Origin of the sequence: Streptomyces sp. NPDC058092, assembly GCF_042884935.1 — a bacterium.
In the GTDB taxonomy this organism is placed as follows: Bacteria; Actinomycetota; Actinomycetes; order Streptomycetales; family Streptomycetaceae; genus Streptomyces.
In genome coordinates this window covers 1-15,278 of sequence record NZ_JBHVSY010000001.1, presented here as the reverse complement: position 1 = coordinate 15,278, position 15,278 = coordinate 1, and the positions used below count along the sequence as shown (strand labels likewise).

Below are 15,278 nucleotides of genomic sequence, written 5' to 3'. Positions count from 1 at the left end.
CTTGGACTCAGTGCTTCGCGGGCAGGAAGCCCATCCGGTCGTACGTCCGGGCCAGGGTCTCGGCCGCGACGGAGCGGGCCTTCTCCGCGCCCTTGGCCAGGATCGAGTCCAGGGTCTCCGGGTCGTCCAGGTACTCCTGGGTGCGGGTGCGGAACGGTGTGACGAACTCGACCACGACCTCGGCGAGGTCGGTCTTGAGCGCACCGTAGCCCTTGCCCTCGTACTTCTGCTCCAGATCCGCGATACCGGTGCCGGTGAGCGTGGAGTAGATGGTCAGCAGGTTGCTGACGCCGGGCTTCTCGGCCCGGTCGAAGCGGATGACCGTGTCGGTGTCGGTGACCGCGCTCTTCACCTTCTTGGCGGTGGCCTTCGGCTCGTCGAGAAGGTTGATCAGGCCCTTCGGGGTGGCCGCCGACTTGCTCATCTTCGCGGACGGGTCCTGAAGGTCGTAGATCTTCGCCGTCTCCTTGAGGATGTACGGGTCCGGCACCGTGAACGTGTCGCCGTAGCTGCCGTTGAACCGCTCGGCGAGGTTACGGGTCAGCTCCAGGTGCTGGCGCTGGTCCTCGCCGACCGGGACCTGGTCGGCCTGGTACAGGAGGATGTCGGCGACCATCAGCATCGGGTACGTGAAGAGACCGACCGTGGTGCGGTCGGCACCCTGCTTGGCGGACTTGTCCTTGAACTGCGTCATACGGGACGCCTCGCCGAAGCCGGTGAGGCAGTTCATCACCCAGCCGAGCTGGGCGTGCTCGGGAACATGGCTCTGGACGAAGAGCGTGCAGCGCTCCGGGTCGAGACCGGCGGCAAGAAGCTGGGCGACGGCGAGCCGCGTGTTCGCGCGCAGCTCCGCGGGGTCCTGCGGAATGGTGATCGCATGCAGGTCCACGACCATGTAGAAGGCGTCGTGGGTTTCCTGCAGCGCCACCCACTGGCGGACCGCACCGAGGTGGTTGCCGAGGTGGAACGAGCCTGCGGTGGGCTGGATTCCGGAGAGCACGCGGGGGCGTTCAGAGGCCATGGGACCCATTGTCTCAGGTACGGAACCGATCTCCGGCAGCCGGTGGGGACGGGGTGCCCGCGAGATGGGGAGGCCGGCCGGAGCCGTACTCGCGGTGGCCGGAGCCGTACCGCGGTGGACGGGCGCGCCGTGATGTGAAGGTTTCCTCGCCAGGGTTGCGACCGACGATACAAAGTGGGCACGATCCCCTGCCCACGCCGCACGACGAACGGAGATCCCGTGTCGATCACGGAAACTGCCATCGCCTCCGCCGAGGCGCACAGCGCGCACAACTACCATCCGCTGCCCGTCGTCGTCGCCTCGGCGGACGGAGCCTGGATGACCGATGTCGAGGGCCGGCGCTATCTCGACATGCTCGCCGGATATTCGGCGCTCAACTTCGGTCACGGCAACCGGCGCCTGCTCGACGCGGCCAAGGCCCAGCTGGAGCGGGTGACCCTCACCTCGCGCGCCTTCTACCACGACCGGTACGCCGATTTCTGTACGCAGCTCGCCGAGCTGTGCGGCATGGAGACGGTGCTGCCGATGAACACCGGCGCGGAGGCCGTGGAGACCGCGGTGAAGACCGCCCGCAAGTGGGGCTACCGGGTGAAGGGCGTCCCGGACGGCATGGCGAAGATCATCGTCGCCGCGAACAACTTCCACGGCCGGACGACGACGATCATCAGCTTCTCCACGGACCCGGAGGCGCGGGAGGACTTCGGCCCGTACACGCCGGGGTTCGAGATCGTGCCGTACGGGGATCTGACCGCGATCGCGGAGGCGATGACCGAGAACACCGTGGCGGTACTGCTGGAGCCGATCCAGGGCGAGGCCGGGGTGCTGGTGCCGCCGCCCGGCTATCTCCCCCGGGTGCGCGAGCTCACCCGCGAGCGGAACGTGCTGTTCATCGCGGACGAGATCCAGTCGGGCCTGGGCCGGACCGGGAAGACCTTCGCCTGTGAGCACGAGGGAGTCGTGCCGGACATGTATGTGCTCGGCAAGGCGCTGGGCGGTGGTGTGGTGCCGGTGTCGGCGGTCGTCTCCTCGCAGCACGTGCTCGGGGTGTACCGGCCCGGTGAGCACGGTTCGACGTTCGGCGGGAATCCCCTCGCGTGTGCGGTCGCGCTGGAGGTCATCGCGATGCTCCGTACCGGCGAATTCCAGCAGCGGGCGACCGAGCTGGGCAAACACCTCCACCAGGAGCTGGGGCTGCTGCTGAGCGGGGGCGCGGTGACGGAGGTACGGGGACGCGGGCTGTGGGCGGGCGTCGACATCGCGCCGCGCCACGGCACCGGCCGGGAGATCTCCGAGAAGCTGATGGACCGTGGGGTGCTGGTCAAGGACACCCATGGCTCGACGATCCGGATCGCCCCGCCGCTGGTGATCAGCAAGGAGGACCTGGACTGGGGGCTGGAGCAGCTCCGCGGCGTCCTGCGCGGCTGATCCCGGGGCCTGGGCCGCCGGGCCGGGATCCAGAGGCAACGCCGTTCAGTCAGGGCGGGGCCGGGAGTGTCAAGGGCCGCTCATGAACATGTTGATGTCGATGGTGGCTTTGCAGGTGGTCCGGTCGATGGCGGGTCCGCGTGCGCTGTATGTGGAGATCGCGCGTTTGACGATGCGGTCTTTGGCGCGGACCCGCCGGGCGGGTAGGAGCTGGGCCAGGACATGACGGCCACCGCCGGCCCTCGGGTACGGGAGTGCCCCGCCCGCGGCTGGTCCGCGCGATCGTCAGCCGCGAGCGGGAGCAGGGCCTCGGCCGGCCAACGGGGGCGGCCGACCAAGGTGGTCTTACGCCGGTTGTGCTATCCAGCTCGTCGAAAACTGAAGTGGGCGTTGGTCGACCCGGTGGGTGTGGCGGTCATGGAATCTCCGTCGACCACGACGTCGAGACTGTTCGGCACTTCGACAGTGACGCACGACGACTGCTTCGGAAACGCGATCCTGAAGCTCTGACCTTCGCCGTCGGAGCCTTCGGTCGCCTCCACCGTGGCATCTCCGCACATGCTCATGGGCGAGCTGCCCAGAGTGGCAGTGCCGTCCTCATCGACGCTGATCAACGCTCCGTCAGCGAAATTGGCATATCCCGTCGGCTGTGGTCCGTCCGCTGTCCACCGGCCCACGACCGGATCGAGATCACTGGACCCGGAACAGCCCACCAGCACCCCTGCGATCACGATGGCCGCACTCATACTCATTCGACGCACAGGTATCCCCCAAGTAGCGACGTGTTACCCCGGACTGGCTGACGGGACTACATCCTGACGTGATTCACCGGAGGCGGAAACATTGAATGTGATCGCGCAGGCCGTGTTGACCCGCGCTGTGCGGCCCGGGTCAGTGGACGATCCAGTGGACAACCATCAGGATCAGGACCCCGCTGCCGAGGAGTATCGCCGCCTGCCGAAACCATTCGGTTTGCTGCATCTCCTGGAGGGCTTTCGAGGTGAGCCCACGGCAGATCGCCCGGCCCGCGCCCTCCAGACCGGCCCAGGCTGCTTCGCTCAAGTGGTTGAGGGGGCCGGGGGTTTCGATGATCTGGTCATCCGGCGTGGCGCCCTCATGGGTTCGGTATCGGTGCTTCTTCCGTCTTTCTCGGCCGGCCAGGGGTCTTCGCGCTCGTCCCAGGTGAGGCGGCAGGCGTCGCAGCGGTAGGTGTATCGCACGGGCTGGACCGTAACGGCCGGGGCGCGGTCGCGCCGGAGGAATGAGCCAGGTTGTCCGGTAAGCGCCCAAGGCACCGGTCGTACCGGTAGGTTCCTCCTTTCCGGATCGGACGACGAGGGGGCGTAATGAGCAGTGGGTGTCGGGACTGCGGGACGTGTACGAAGCAGGGGGCTTGCCCGGATGGTCCAAAGCTTGGCCGTGGGCTTCATGCACCTGTGCACGGTGGGGATCTCGTGGGCGGTGAAGAGGGGCGGGATGAAGCACTGCCCGCAGTGCAAGCACCTGCTCGGCGGTCACCGGCGGCGCGCGGACGGGTCGTTCGTCGACTGACGGGGCAGCGGCACAGCCTGGGCATCGCCGCTGGTTCCGGGCCGGGCCACCGAAGAGCGGAAGGGCTGACCATGAGCGGAACTGTCGGGCTGGTCATTGCGACTGGGTGCGTGTGTGCCGTCGCGCTCACTGCGGTGATTGCGAAGGCGCGCGGCGCTCGCAGCGATCACGGTTGAGGACTGGTGCCCTCGGGGAGCAGAAGCGCGCGGTCCCGCCAGGCGCGCTCCCACTGACGGGTCAGCGCCGGATAGACGATCAGGTAGCGGAACGGTGCGATGAAGGCCATGTACAGCCGTCCGAACCGGCCGTTGGGCTTGACCAGGACCGCCATCCGTAGTTCGTGGTCGCCGTCGCTGGACAGCACCCACCCCAGGTGCATGAGGGTGTGGACGGTCTTGTTCGCCAGTTCGCGGACGGACTCGTTGTCGAGCTCGTACACAGGGGTGAACGGGCTGCCGCCGGAGTCGGGCCCGTCCGCGGTCTCGCGGAGGTCGCGCGGCAGGCGGTCGCGCAGCGACTGGACCCGCGTTCCGAGGCCGGCCTTGGGCCTGTCCCATCCGAGCAGGGCGCCGAGCTTCCAGCGCACCGCGAACAGGAACCGGACCGGAGGAGTCTGCTTGGCGAAGCCGCCGCCCGCCCGCATCGCGGCGAGCATCACGGGGAAGTCGCCCGGCCCGGCGCCGGGGGTGCGGAAGGACCACACGTCCTCGGTCTCGAAGTCGCGGGTGAGCGCGTGGATCCGCCACGGCTGACCGGTGTGGGAGGTGTGAGGAAGTTTCATGGCCGCTGCCGCCATTCCTGTCTCGGGGCGCCGTCTGCCATCCCCGTTATACGCTTACGTATAAGACGAGGCCAGATCGGATATACGGTTCCGTATATCCGGTGGATGAGTGAGGTGGGACACATCGTGGGCACTGCTCGCACACCGCGCGACACATGGGTGGAGGAAGGTCTGCGGGCGCTGGCCGACCGCGGTCCGGACGCCGTCAGGGTCGAGGCGCTGGCGAAGCGGCTCGGCGTCACCAAGGGCGGGTTCTATGGGTACTTCGCCGACCGCGACGCGCTGCTGGAGGCGATGCTGGATGCCTGGGAGCAGGAGAGTACCGGCGAGGTGATCGACCGGGTCGAGCGCGAGGGCGGCGACCCGAAGACCAAGGCCCAGCGTGCGGGCATGCTCACCTTCTCCAGCGACCGACTGCTCCCCATCGACCTCGCGGTCCGTGACTGGGCCCGGCGTGACGAGGCGGTCGCCGAGCGCCTGCGGCGGGTGGACAACCGGCGTATGGACCTGTTGCGCAAGATGATCGGCACCTTCTGCTCCGATCCCGACGAGGTTGAGGCCCGCAGCCTGATCGCCTTCTGCGTGGCGATCGGACACCACTCCCTCGCCGCCGATCATGAGGGCCGCACCCGAGCCGAGGTTCTCGCCCGCGCCGGCGACCTGATCCTCAACCGCACCAGCGGGCGGTAGGACCGCTCAACCTCGCCCTGCGGAACCACCCCGGGTCGCCGGTAGTCGGCCAGGAGCCATGAGCAGCCCTTGACACTCCCGGCCCCGCCCAAACTGAACGGCGTTGCCTCTAGAGGATGACGTGGGGCAGGAAGCGGGCGTACTCGTCCGTGACCAGCCCCGCCGATTCCCGGATGCCCAGCCCGGCCGCCTCGTCCTCGACGACCCACGCCCCCAGCACCACCCGGTTGCCGTCGAAGTCCGGCAGCGCCGCCAGTTCCTGATAACAGCACGGCTCGTCCCGCAGCACGGCGGGGCTTCCCGGCTCATGGATCGTGACCCCGGCCCCCTCCCGGCCGAGCAGCGGCTTGGCGACATGGCCCGCACCCGCCCCTGCGAGTTCGCGCGGGCCGTCGAGGTAGGCGGGCAGCAGATTCGGGTGGCCGGGGTAGAGCTCCCAGAGGATCGCCAGGAGCGCCTTGTTGGAGAGGAGCATCTTCCAGGCGGGCTCGATCCAGCAGGTGGTACCGGTGCCGCCGCCGTTGTCGAGGGTGTCCAGTACGTGCGGCCCGAACCGGTCGGTCGCCAGCCATTCCCACGGGTACAGCTTGAAGCAGCTGCGGATGAAGCGGAGCCGCTCGTCCACGAACCGTCCGGCCAGCCGGTCCCAGCCGATCTGCTCGACGGAGAGCGCCTCCGTGTCGATGCCGGCCTGTTCGGCGGTCTCCCGCAGATAGGCGACGGTCATCAGGTCCTCGCCCAGCTCGTCCCCGTCGGAGTGCGCGAAGTGCAGCGGTCCCGGCGGCAGCAGGGCGGCCTGCCGCTGCCACGCCGCGACGAGACGTTCGTGCAGGGAGTTCCACTGGTCGGCGCCCGGGAAGCGGTCCTCCATCCAGAACCACTGGGCGCTCGCGGCCTCCACCAGGGAGGTGGGGGTGTCCGCGTTGTACTCCAGCATCTTCGCCGGGCCGGTTCCGTCGTAGCGCAGGTCGAATCTGCCATACAGGGACGGCAGTTCGTCACGGCGATGCCAGGACTGGGCGATGAGTCCGGACAGCCGGCGGTCGGTGATGCCGAGATCGGCGAAACGGTCCTGCTCCACGATGTGCGCGGCCGCGGCCAGACACATCGTGTGCAGTTCCTCGACGACGTCCTCCAGTGCCTCGACCTCGGGCAGCGAGAAGACGTAGTAGGCGCTCTCGTCCCAGTACGGGCGCAGTGATCCGTCCGGGTAGCGGGTGAGCGGGTAGACGAGTCCCTGCTCCTCCACCGTCTGCTGCCAGCCGGGACGCGGCTGCGTGGTGCGGCGCTCCATACGGGTTCAGCCGCCGCCGGTGCCCGAGCAGCCGAAGCCGCCGCGGTCGACCGCGGACTTGTTGAAGCTGCCGCCCTCCACCTTGCCGTTCCTGCTGCTGCCGCCGTAGTAGTACGACCCCTTGCCGCTGCCGTTCTTACATTCGTAGCTCGGCAGCTTGTCCTGGGTGAGCGGGTCGACGCACCGCTTGTCCGGTTCCGAACCGCAGGAGGTGATCATCGCTGCGAGCACCCCCATGCCGCCGAGCACCACCGTGCTCGACCTCAGCCTTCGTGTGGCCATGTTTCCGTCTCCCCCGTCGTACGAATCAAGCCGGTACGGCTACTTGTCAGATTAAAGTGCTGCTGGCTTCGGCGGGAAGCGGGCCCACCGAACGTCCGCAAGTAGAGTCCTTGATGTGCTCCTCGGGATGATCTGCGCGCTCGGCGCCGCTGTCTGCTTCGGTACGGCCTCCGTCCTCCAGGCCGTCGCCTCGCGGGCCGCCGCCGAGCCGGGGTCGGGCGCGGGGGTCGATCCCGCGCTGCTGCTGCGCGCGCTGCGCCAGTGGCGCTACGTAGCCGGACTCGCCCTCGACGGCTGCGGGTTCGTGCTCCAGATCATCGCCCTGCGGTCCCTGCCGATCTACGTCGTGGGCGCCGCCCTGGCGGCGAGTCTCGCGGTGACGGCGGTGGTCGCCGCCCGGCTTCTCGGCGTGCGGCTGAGCGGCGTCGAGTGGACCGCGGTCGGGGTCGTCTGCGCGGGCCTGGGCATGCTGGGGCTCGCCTCCGGCGGCGAGGGCCACGCGGCCGGTCCGGCGGCCCTGGGCTGGTGGATGCTGGGGATCTCGCTGGGCATTCTGCTGATCGGCGCGGGGGCCGGACGCCTCCCGGAGAAGGCGCGGGCGCTCGTCCTGGGGCTCGGCGCGGGGTGCGGTTTCGGGGTGGTGGAGGTCGCCGTCCGGCTGATCGACGACCTGTCCCCGACGGCGCTGTTCGCCAACCCCGCGGTGTACGCGCTGCTGCTGGGCGGCGGCTCGGCGTTCCTGCTGCTCACCTCGGCGCTGCAGCGCGGTTCGGTGACGACGGCGACGGCCGGCATGGTGATCGGCGAGACGATCGGCCCGGCGCTGGTGGGCGTCATCTGGCTCGGAGACCGTACGCGTGAGGGCCTCGGCGGACTGGCGGTCGCCGGTTTCGTGGTGGCGGTGGCGGGTGCGCTGGCCCTGGCCCGGTTCGGCGAGGCCCCGGCGGACGCCGCCGAACCGGACAGGCCGACGGTTCCGGGAAGGGTTCGGAGGGCCCGGCGGTAGGCGGCGCGGGTGAAGGAGCGGGGCCGGGGTGCGTGCGTCGCAAGGCGGAGAATCGAGTCGGACGGGGTCTCCCCTGCTCGAACGCAGCCGAGAGCTTGGGGAAGGAGCGTCGGTGATCGACGACAACGCCGCGAGGTGCGTGCCCCGGCCCCGCGACGCCGCGAAGCCCACCGCCGGGCCCTCCCCAGGGTCTGTCCGACTCTGATCCGCCGCCGGACAGACCCTGGCGCGCCGCTACGGCAGCACCCGGCAGAGCGCGTCCAGTGCGCCGGCCCAGGCGCTGTCGGTCGGCGTCCCGTAGCCGATGACCAGTGCGTCGCGCACCGGCGCCGCGTCCGGGTGCCGGAAGCGCGAGAACCCCTCCAGTGCCAGCCCCTGCCAGGCGGCCGCCCGCAGCACCGACGCCTCGCTGCCTTCCGGGAGTTCGAGGACCGCATGGAGTCCGGCGGCGATACCGCTGATCCGGACACCGGGGGCCTGTTCCGCCAGCGCCGCGACGAGCTGGTCGCGACGCCGGCGGTAGCGCAGTCGCATCGAGCGCACATGACGGTCGTACGCGCCCGACTCGATGAACTCCGCGAGCGTCAGCTGTTCCAGCGCACTCGACGACCAGTCGCTCAGCCCCTTCGCCCCGGCCACCTCCCCCACCAGACTCTCCGGCAGCACCATCCACCCCAGCCGCAGTCCCGGCGCCAGCGACTTGCTCGTCGTCCCCAGGTGCACGACGTGTTCGGGGTCGAGGCCCTGGAGCGCGCCGACCGGCTGCCGGTCGTAGCGGAACTCGCCGTCGTAGTCGTCCTCCAGGATCAGCCCGCCCGTACCGCGCGCCCAGTCGACCGCCGCGGCCCGCCGGTCGGGATGGAGCGGCACCCCCGTCGGGAACTGGTGCGCGGGCGTCATCAAGGCCGCGCCCACACCGCGCAGCCCGGCCAGTTCACCCGTCCGGGCCCCGAGTCCGTCGACCGGGAGGCAGGGCATGCGCAGCCCCGCGTCCGCGAGCAGCCGCCAGTGCACGTCCAGTCCGTACGACTCGACGGCCACCTCCCGCACCCGCCGCTTGCGCAGCACCGTCCCCATCAGCTTCAGCGCCTGCTCGAAACCGGCACAGATCACGATCCGCTCCGGGTCCGCGTACACACCGCGGGCGCGTGCCAGGTAGTCGGCGAGTACGGTGCGCAGCTCGATGCGCCCGCGCGGATCGCCGTACCCGAAGGCGTCGTTGGGTGCGGTGGTCAGGGCGCGACGGGCCGCCTTGAGCCAGTCGGCGCGCGGGAACGTCGAGAGGTCGGGCGACCCGGCCAGCAGGTTGTGGGCGGGCCGGGAGCGCACCGGCCGGGAGCGGGTCGCCCTGGTGGCCGTCCGGCGCGGCTCGGCCCGCCGCGCCACCCTGGTCCCCGAACCCTGCCGGGCGGTGAGCCACCCCTCGGCGACCAGCTCCGCGTACGCGTCGGCGACGGTGTTCCGGGCGATGCCGAGGTCGACGGCGAGGCTGCGGGAGGACGGCAGCCGGGTGCCGGGCGCCAGTCGCCCCGTCCGTACGGCCTCGCGCAGGGCGTCCATGAGCCCGGCCCGCAGCCCCGCCGCACCCGTCGTCTCCAGATGCAGGTCGGCGCCGAAAGTGGCCCAGGAATCCGTCATGGAAATGGACCATACCGCTGCGCCATCCTCGCCGTAATGTCGTACCCATGACGACGAACGAGCACAGCCACCCGACCTCCGGACTCACCCCCGAGCACACCCCCCGTATGCAGCAGTGGGCCGCACTCGCCCCCGATGTCTACAAGGCCCTGGTCCGGCTGGACGCGGCATCCCGCAAGGGCGTCGACCCGGTCATCGGGGAGCTGGTGAAGATCCGCTCCTCGCAGCTCAACCACTGCGCGTTCTGCCTCGACATGCACACCAAGGACGCACTGGCGGCGGGCGAGTCCATCGAGCGGATCGTCCAGCTCAGCGCATGGGAGGAGTCGCAGCACTTCTACACGCCCAAGGAGATCGCGGCCATCGAGCTGACCGAGGCGGTGACCGTACTGACCGACGGTTTCGTGCCGGACGAGGTGTGGGAGAAAGCCGCCAAGCACTTCGACGAGACCGAGCTCGCCCACCTCATCGCCGCGATCACGACGATCAACGCCTGGAACCGGTTCGCCGTGACCACCCGCATGGTCCCCGGTCACTACACGCCGGGCGATATCAAGCACTGACCGGACGCGGGTGCCCCCTCGTACGCCTCGCCCCGCGTTGTCTGTCCCCGCCCCCGTCGTACGCCCTCCTTCCCGCCCCTTCGTCCGTCCTCTTGACGGACCCCGCCCCGGGAGCCCCGAGATGACCGCATCCGTCCTCCGTGCCCTGCACCACGACCGCGCCCCCGGCGATCCGCTGATCCTCCCCGGCCCGTGGGACGCGGCGAGCGCCCGCGTCTTCGCCGATGCGGGCTTCCCGGCGCTCGCCACACCCAGTGCCGGGATCGCGGCCTCGCTCGGTTACGAGGACGGGGCGACGCCTGCCGCCGAGATGTTCGCGGCCGTGGCCAGGATCGTGCGCGCCGTCCCGGCCGCCGTACCCGTGTCGGCGGACATCGAGGCGGGATACGGGCTGGCGCCGGAGGAACTCGTGGAACGCCTCCTCGACACCGGAGCCGTCGGCTGCAATCTGGAGGACTCGGCCGACGGCACCCTCGTCGACGCCCAGCGGCAGGCGGACCGGCTGGCGGAGGTACGGGCGGTCGCGGGCGACCGGCTCTTCGTCAACGCCCGCGTCGACACGTACGTCCACGGCGTGCCCGACGGCACGGACCAGGAGGCGGAGACGGTGCGCCGCGCCCTGCTGTACGTGGCGGCGGGCGCGGACTGCGTCTACCCGATCGCGGCCCCGCCCGAGGCCCTGCCCCGGCTGTCCGCCGCCGTCCCGGGCCCGCTCAACGCTCTTGCCCGGGCCGACGGCCCCACCCCGCGCGAGCTCGGCGGGCTGGGCGCCACCCGGATCACCTTCGGCCCCGGCCTCCAGCGCCGGGCCATGGCGGCCGTACGCGAGATCGCGGACGAGCTGCGGAAGGGGTAGGCGCTGCGGGGTTCGGCCGCACACGACGGACAGCCGCCCGGTGCGGCCCGGCGCGGTCAGGCCCGTCTGCCGCCGAACGCCGCCAGGGTCCGTTCCAGCATCGGCATGGCCTGCACCACGTTGCGGGAGCGGATCAGGGCGTCCCACGCCGGCTCGAACTTCTTCCAGCCGCCCGCGTACGCAAGATGCCGCAGCCGCTCGTGCGTGCCCGGCTGGGCGGCCGCGCCGCGCCAGATGTTCGACCAGCGGTAGAAGTCCCGGTACGCCCGCCAGTAACCGTCCTCCAGTTGGCCCGGGGTCATTGCCTTCGGGCGGTACACGACATGCCGGGTGTCGTAGAGATCCCAGTCCCGGTGGACGATCCGGTCCTGCGCGGCGAGCTGCTTCCACAGCCCGGTGGACGGGTACGGCGTCATGATGTGGAAGGTCGCCGTCTCGATGCCCTGCCCGACGGCCCACTCCACCGTACGGTCGAAGACGTCCGGGCCGTCGTGGTCGAGCCCGAAGACGAAGCTGGCGTTGACCATGACACCGGCGTCATGGAGCCGGCGCACGGCGGCCGCGTAGTCCTTGCCGATGTTCTGGTCCTTGCGGCGTTCGGCGAGGTTCGCGCTGTTGACGGTCTCGAAGCCGACGAACAGGCTGCGCAGCCCCGCGTCCACGGCCCGCTCCAGCAGATCCGGCTGGAGTACGGACTTCACGGTGCCGGCCGCCTGCCAGAGCCGCCCCATTCCGGCCATCCCGTCGAAGAGCGCCTCCGCGAAACGGCGGTTGCCGAGCAGATGGTCGTCGAGGAAGTACAGATGCCTGCCGGGAAGCCGCTCGATCTCGGCGAGCGCGTCGTCCACGGCCTGGGTGTAGAAGGACTTGCCGCCCGCAAAGAAGGCGTCCTTGTAGCAGAAGTCGCAGTGGTGCGGGCAGCCGCGCGAGACGACGATCGAGTTGGGCACCAGATACAGATGCCGCTTGATCAGGTCCCGTCGCACGGGCGGCAGTCCGGCCAGGGTGCGCAGCCGGGAGTCGTACCGGCGGCCGGGCACGCCGTCCCGGAACTCCTTCAGGAACAGCGGCCAGGTGTCCTCCCCCGGCCCGGTGAAGATCGTGTCGGCGTGCGCCGCCGCCTCGTCCGGGAGCGAGGTGACATGGAGGCCGCCCATGGCGACGTGCACGCCCCGGGCGCGGAAGTGGTCGGCTATCTCGTAGCCGCGCCGGGCGGAGGTGATGTACGGCTGGACGACCAGCAGATCGGGGCTGTCGAGCGCCTCGATGTCGACCCGTTCGACATGCTCGTCGAGGAGCGTCACCTCGTCGTCCGGGTCCAGATATCCGGCGAGGGTCGCCAGGCCGAGCGGCGGGAAGAGCGAGTACTTGATGGGCCGGAACAGCGGGCTGGTCGCCTCGGTCAGTGCCGGAAGGATCATCGTCACGCGCATGACAGCCCAGACTCGGGAAGAGGCGCGGTCAGTTCCCGGCCACGGCCACATACCGACGCAGCCGCCCCCGGCAGCGACTGCTGCCGGGGGCGGTGGTGTACGCCTCGGAGGGCGTACGGATCAGATCAGGCCGAGCTCGCGGACCGCGTCGCGCTCCTCGATGAGCTCCTGCACCGATGCGTCGATGCGCGTACGGGAGAACTCGTTGATGTCCAGGCCCTGGACGATCTCGTACTTGCCGTCCCTCGTGGTGACCGGGAAGGACGAGATGATGCCCTCGGGCACGCCGTAGGAGCCGTCCGACGGGATACCCATGGAGGTCCAGTCGCCGGCGGCGGTGCCGTTGACCCAGGTGTGGACGTGGTCGATGGCCGCGTTGGCGGCGGAGGCGGCCGAGGACGCGCCACGGGCCTCGATGATCGCGGCGCCGCGCTTGGCGACGGTCGGGATGAAGGTGTCGGCCAGCCACGCCTCGTCGTTGACGAGTTCGGCGGCGTTCTTGCCGGCGACCTCCGCGTGGAAGACGTCCGGGTACTGGGTCGCCGAGTGGTTGCCCCAGATCGTCAGCTTCTTGATGTCGGAGACGGCGGCACCGGTCTTGGCGGCCAGCTGCGAGATCGCGCGGTTGTGGTCGAGGCGGGTCATCGCGGTGAAGCGGTCGGCCGGTACGTCCGGGGCGGCGGCCTGCGCGATGAGCGCGTTGGTGTTGGCCGGGTTGCCGACGACGAGGACCTTGATGTCGTCCGCCGCGTTGTCGTTGATGGCCTTGCCCTGCGGCTTGAAGATGCCACCGTTGGCGGAGAGCAGGTCGCCGCGCTCCATGCCCTTCGTACGCGGGCGGGCGCCGACCAGCAGGGCGACGTTGGCGCCGGCGAAGCCGACGTTGGCGTCGTCGGTGATCTCGATGTTGCGCAGCAGCGGGAACGCGCAGTCGTCGAGCTCCATCGCGGTGCCTTCGGCGGCCTTGAGGCCCTGCGGGATCTCCAGGAGACGCAGGTTGACCGGCACGTCCGGGCCGAGCAGGTGGCCGGAGGCGATGCGGAAGAGCAGCGCGTAGCCGATCTGGCCGGCTGCGCCGGTGACGGTGACATTCACGGGAGTGCGGGTCATGGCGATCTCCGTTAGACAGCTGGCGGTGGGGGCTCCTGGCCCCTGGTGCTGGACATCTCTGAATCTTGACGTGAAGAGATATCCAGCGATCAGGCTATCCGACCCGGATCCTCCCGTCGGCCCGGCCCCCTGTGGCACCGCACACAACCCGTCACACAGCGCTCACCCGGCCGAATCACTTCACCCTGGAGGCGGTAGCGCGGTGGCGGGGCGTTTGCGCCGTTGCAGGGTGGTTGTCGTTGCACGGCGGCCGGGCGTTCTCGTCATGCCTGGTGCTGGTGGCGTCCTTGTCGTCGCCCCGTCGCCGCCCCGCTCCGGATCACCGCCCCGCCCCGGCCAGCAACGCCGCCCCGGCCAGCACCAGCAGCGTGCCGACCGCTCCCGCGAGGAGCACGGCCAGCCGTCTGCGGCCACCGACCGGGCGGCCCGCTCGCGGTGGCTGCTGCGGCACCAGCGGGAGCGCGGCACGCGCCCGGGAGATCCTGGCCGGCTCCACGGTCATGTCCTGGCGCATCTCGGAACGGCTCCAGGCCCGCTCCGCCAGCTCCCACATGGTCGTCAGATGCGCCTGATCGGTACCGGTCGCCTCGGCGAGAGCGACGATCGCACCCTTGGGCGCGAGCAGCCGCCCGCTCAGATACCGCTCCCACGACGTCCTGCTGTAGCCCGTGCGATCGGCGACCGTGGCGATGCTCAGCCCCCTGCGGTCGACGAGCCTGCGCAGCTGGCCGGCGAACTCCCCCACCTGCGGGTCGAGTTCGTCCGACAGCGCCTTCCAACGAGGCATTGCTTCCCCTTGCCCGGATCCGGTTCTTCATCTGATTCCTCCGTGGATACTCCGCGCTTCGGGGCGGAGAGGAAACGGACTCCTGCGGAGCAGGGCAAGGGCTGCGATTCGCCGCCAGGGCGGATCATGGTGCCCTGACCTGCAGATTTGATCTTTACATGCGGTCGTATTAGTTTGTGAGCACCACGAACCACGTGAAGCGGGCGTTCAAATACCGCTTCTGTCCGACGGATGCGCAGGCAGCTGAGCTGTCGCGCACGTTCGGATGCGTGCGGAGGGTCTACAACCTGGCGCTTGCGGCCCGCACCAAGGCGTGGACGCGGCAGGAGCGGGTCAACTACAGCCAGACCTCGGCCCTGCTGACGGCGTGGAAGAAGACCGAGGAACTGGCCTTCCTCAACGACGTGTCGTCGGTGCCGTTGCAGCAGACGCTGCGGCACTTGCAGACCGCGTTCAGCAACTTCTTCAGCAAGCGGGCCAGGTACCCGCGCTTCAAGGCCCGCAAGAAGTCCCGCAAGTCCGCCGAGTACACCACCAGCGGTTTCCGCTTCCGGGACGGCAGGCTGACTCTGGCGAAGATGGCCGAGCCGCTGGACATCGTGTGGTCGCGCCCGCTCCCGGAGGGGGCGAAGCCGTCCACTGTGACGGTCTCCCAGGACAGTGCCGGTCGCTGGTTCGTCTCCATGCTGTGCGACGACCCCACCGTCAAGCCGCTCCCCGCCACGGATGCGGCGGTCGGTGTCGATGTCGGTCTGAACCACCTCCTGACGCTGTCCACCGGTGAGGAGATCGCTAACCCGCGGCATGAGCGCACGGACCGTGCCCGGCTCGCGAAGGCCCA

General features: G+C 70.0%; 16 protein-coding genes. 6 read left to right on the top strand and 10 right to left on the bottom strand.

Going from position 1 to position 15,278, the window contains the following annotated elements:
* Positions 1 to 7: 7 nt before the first annotated feature.
* Complete coding sequence (gene trpS, locus ACFVV1_RS00080) at positions 8 to 1,030, bottom strand: tryptophan--tRNA ligase (protein ID WP_389982060.1); 1,023 nt, start codon at positions 1,028 to 1,030, stop codon at positions 8 to 10.
* Between the two features lie 210 nt (positions 1,031 to 1,240).
* Here trpS and rocD point away from each other — a divergent pair, with 210 nt between their 5' ends.
* A complete protein-coding gene (gene rocD, locus ACFVV1_RS00075) occupies positions 1,241 to 2,446 on the top strand; it encodes an ornithine--oxo-acid transaminase (RefSeq protein ID WP_389982057.1) in 1,206 nt (401 codons plus the stop codon).
* Between the two features lie 359 nt (positions 2,447 to 2,805).
* Here rocD and ACFVV1_RS00070 read toward each other — a convergent pair whose 3' ends face one another.
* The 3 genes from ACFVV1_RS00070 to ACFVV1_RS00060 all read right to left on the bottom strand — a co-directional run bounded on the left by ACFVV1_RS00070 (position 2,806) and on the right by ACFVV1_RS00060 (position 4,778).
* The gene (locus tag ACFVV1_RS00070) at positions 2,806 to 3,192 is read right to left on the bottom strand and encodes a hypothetical protein (RefSeq protein ID WP_389982054.1); all 387 of its coding nucleotides are present in this window, start codon (positions 3,190 to 3,192) and stop codon (positions 2,806 to 2,808) included.
* A 145-nt stretch (positions 3,193 to 3,337) separates the two neighbouring features.
* On the bottom strand, positions 3,338 to 3,508 hold the full coding sequence (locus ACFVV1_RS00065; RefSeq protein ID WP_389982051.1) for a hypothetical protein: 171 nt from the start codon (positions 3,506 to 3,508) through the stop codon (positions 3,338 to 3,340).
* 655 nt (positions 3,509 to 4,163) lie between these two features.
* A complete protein-coding gene (locus ACFVV1_RS00060) occupies positions 4,164 to 4,778 on the bottom strand; it encodes a DUF2867 domain-containing protein (protein ID WP_389982048.1) in 615 nt (204 codons plus the stop codon).
* Between the two features lie 105 nt (positions 4,779 to 4,883).
* Between ACFVV1_RS00060 and ACFVV1_RS00055 the strand changes: the two genes are divergently transcribed.
* Complete coding sequence (locus ACFVV1_RS00055; protein ID WP_389982045.1) at positions 4,884 to 5,468, top strand: TetR/AcrR family transcriptional regulator; 585 nt, start codon at positions 4,884 to 4,886, stop codon at positions 5,466 to 5,468.
* Between the two features lie 109 nt (positions 5,469 to 5,577).
* On the opposite strand, the gene ACFVV1_RS00050 is transcribed toward ACFVV1_RS00055, so the two are convergent.
* Together ACFVV1_RS00050 and ACFVV1_RS00045 are read right to left on the bottom strand one after the other, a co-directional pair.
* On the bottom strand, positions 5,578 to 6,762 hold the full coding sequence (locus ACFVV1_RS00050; protein ID WP_389982041.1) for a glutathionylspermidine synthase family protein: 1,185 nt from the start codon (positions 6,760 to 6,762) through the stop codon (positions 5,578 to 5,580).
* 6 nt (positions 6,763 to 6,768) lie between these two features.
* Complete coding sequence (locus ACFVV1_RS00045) at positions 6,769 to 7,044, bottom strand: hypothetical protein (protein WP_389982038.1); 276 nt, start codon at positions 7,042 to 7,044, stop codon at positions 6,769 to 6,771.
* Positions 7,045 to 7,171: 127 nt separating this feature from the next.
* Between ACFVV1_RS00045 and ACFVV1_RS00040 the strand changes: the two genes are divergently transcribed.
* Positions 7,172 to 8,050 (top strand): hypothetical protein, encoded by an 879-nt coding sequence (locus ACFVV1_RS00040; RefSeq protein WP_389983832.1) that lies wholly within the window; start codon positions 7,172 to 7,174, stop codon positions 8,048 to 8,050.
* Positions 8,051 to 8,284: 234 nt separating this feature from the next.
* On the opposite strand, the gene ACFVV1_RS00035 is transcribed toward ACFVV1_RS00040, so the two are convergent.
* Positions 8,285 to 9,688: a PLP-dependent aminotransferase family protein gene (locus tag ACFVV1_RS00035; protein ID WP_389982035.1), complete on the bottom strand. Its 1,404-nt coding sequence runs from the start codon at positions 9,686 to 9,688 to the stop codon at positions 8,285 to 8,287.
* A 47-nt stretch (positions 9,689 to 9,735) separates the two neighbouring features.
* On the opposite strand from ACFVV1_RS00035, the gene ACFVV1_RS00030 reads away from it, so the two are divergent.
* Together ACFVV1_RS00030 and ACFVV1_RS00025 are read left to right on the top strand one after the other, a co-directional pair.
* Complete coding sequence (locus tag ACFVV1_RS00030) at positions 9,736 to 10,251, top strand: carboxymuconolactone decarboxylase family protein (RefSeq protein WP_383045355.1); 516 nt, start codon at positions 9,736 to 9,738, stop codon at positions 10,249 to 10,251.
* A 121-nt stretch (positions 10,252 to 10,372) separates the two neighbouring features.
* The gene (locus ACFVV1_RS00025; RefSeq protein WP_389982032.1) at positions 10,373 to 11,107 is read left to right on the top strand and encodes an isocitrate lyase/phosphoenolpyruvate mutase family protein; all 735 of its coding nucleotides are present in this window, start codon (positions 10,373 to 10,375) and stop codon (positions 11,105 to 11,107) included.
* Positions 11,108 to 11,163: 56 nt separating this feature from the next.
* Here the strand turns inward: ACFVV1_RS00025 and ACFVV1_RS00020 are convergent, their stop codons facing one another.
* The 3 genes from ACFVV1_RS00020 to ACFVV1_RS00010 form a co-directional block, all read right to left on the bottom strand.
* Positions 11,164 to 12,540, bottom strand: a complete 1,377-nt coding sequence (locus tag ACFVV1_RS00020) for a B12-binding domain-containing radical SAM protein (protein WP_389982029.1) — start codon at positions 12,538 to 12,540, stop codon at positions 11,164 to 11,166.
* Positions 12,541 to 12,660: 120 nt separating this feature from the next.
* Positions 12,661 to 13,650, bottom strand: a complete 990-nt coding sequence (locus ACFVV1_RS00015) for a malate dehydrogenase (protein WP_389982026.1) — start codon at positions 13,648 to 13,650, stop codon at positions 12,661 to 12,663.
* A 319-nt stretch (positions 13,651 to 13,969) separates the two neighbouring features.
* Positions 13,970 to 14,437 (bottom strand): helix-turn-helix domain-containing protein, encoded by a 468-nt coding sequence (locus tag ACFVV1_RS00010; RefSeq protein WP_389982023.1) that lies wholly within the window; start codon positions 14,435 to 14,437, stop codon positions 13,970 to 13,972.
* A gap of 176 nt (positions 14,438 to 14,613) precedes the next feature.
* Here ACFVV1_RS00010 and ACFVV1_RS00005 point away from each other — a divergent pair.
* Positions 14,614 to 15,278: RNA-guided endonuclease InsQ/TnpB family protein (locus ACFVV1_RS00005; RefSeq protein WP_389982020.1), on the top strand; the 665-nt coding region annotated here is incomplete at its 3' end.

Coding starts and splice junctions, on each gene's coding strand:
- ACFVV1_RS00055 (WP_389982045.1), top strand. CDS start 4,884: ATGAGTGAGGTGGGACACATCGTGGGCACTGCTCGCACACCGCGCGAC.
- ACFVV1_RS00030 (WP_383045355.1), top strand. CDS start 9,736: ATGACGACGAACGAGCACAGCCACCCGACCTCCGGACTCACCCCCGAG.
- ACFVV1_RS00040 (WP_389983832.1), top strand. CDS start 7,172: ATGATCTGCGCGCTCGGCGCCGCTGTCTGCTTCGGTACGGCCTCCGTC.
- ACFVV1_RS00025 (WP_389982032.1), top strand. CDS start 10,373: ATGACCGCATCCGTCCTCCGTGCCCTGCACCACGACCGCGCCCCCGGC.
- ACFVV1_RS00050 (WP_389982041.1), bottom strand. CDS start 6,762: ATGGAGCGCCGCACCACGCAGCCGCGTCCCGGCTGGCAGCAGACGGTG.
- ACFVV1_RS00060 (WP_389982048.1), bottom strand. CDS start 4,778: ATGAAACTTCCTCACACCTCCCACACCGGTCAGCCGTGGCGGATCCAC.
- ACFVV1_RS00015 (WP_389982026.1), bottom strand. CDS start 13,650: ATGACCCGCACTCCCGTGAATGTCACCGTCACCGGCGCAGCCGGCCAG.
- ACFVV1_RS00045 (WP_389982038.1), bottom strand. CDS start 7,044: ATGGCCACACGAAGGCTGAGGTCGAGCACGGTGGTGCTCGGCGGCATG.
- ACFVV1_RS00020 (WP_389982029.1), bottom strand. CDS start 12,540: ATGCGCGTGACGATGATCCTTCCGGCACTGACCGAGGCGACCAGCCCG.
- ACFVV1_RS00070 (WP_389982054.1), bottom strand. CDS start 3,192: ATGAGTGCGGCCATCGTGATCGCAGGGGTGCTGGTGGGCTGTTCCGGG.
- ACFVV1_RS00035 (WP_389982035.1), bottom strand. CDS start 9,688: ATGACGGATTCCTGGGCCACTTTCGGCGCCGACCTGCATCTGGAGACG.
- trpS (WP_389982060.1), bottom strand. CDS start 1,030: ATGGGTCCCATGGCCTCTGAACGCCCCCGCGTGCTCTCCGGAATCCAG.
- ACFVV1_RS00010 (WP_389982023.1), bottom strand. CDS start 14,437: ATGCCTCGTTGGAAGGCGCTGTCGGACGAACTCGACCCGCAGGTGGGG.